This is a genomic window from Cryobacterium sp. 10I1 (assembly GCF_035019805.1).
In the GTDB taxonomy this organism is placed as follows: domain Bacteria; phylum Actinomycetota; class Actinomycetes; order Actinomycetales; family Microbacteriaceae; genus Cryobacterium; species Cryobacterium glucosi.
This window is the reverse complement of record NZ_JASJVF010000684.1, coordinates 1-240: the sequence shown is the minus strand read 5'-3', so window position 1 is coordinate 240 and position 240 is coordinate 1. Positions and strand designations below refer to the sequence as shown.

Annotated in this window: 1 pseudogene; it reads right to left on the bottom strand. The window is 68.8% G+C overall.

Annotated features, from left to right (window positions below):
• Positions 1–43: 43 nt before the first annotated feature.
• Positions 44–240, bottom strand: a pseudogene (locus QN345_RS20330) (formate hydrogenase); the annotation flags it as partial.

The window sequence follows — 240 nt, the reverse complement described above, 5'->3', positions numbered from 1 at the left end:
GGACGCGCGCTCGCGGAATCCGCTGCGCGACGGCGGGCGGGTATCAGAGGTCGTTGCCTGCGTAGGACTGGTTGAAGCTCTTGTTGACGAGCGGGAAGTCGGGCACGATCGTGTCCGCGAGCGCGACGGGCAGCGCCGGCCAGTTGAAGAATGAGGGGTCGACGATCTTGACCCGGCTGAGCACACCGCCGGCTCCGAGCTCGACCCGGTGGCAGATGCTGCCGCGCCAGCCCTCGACGA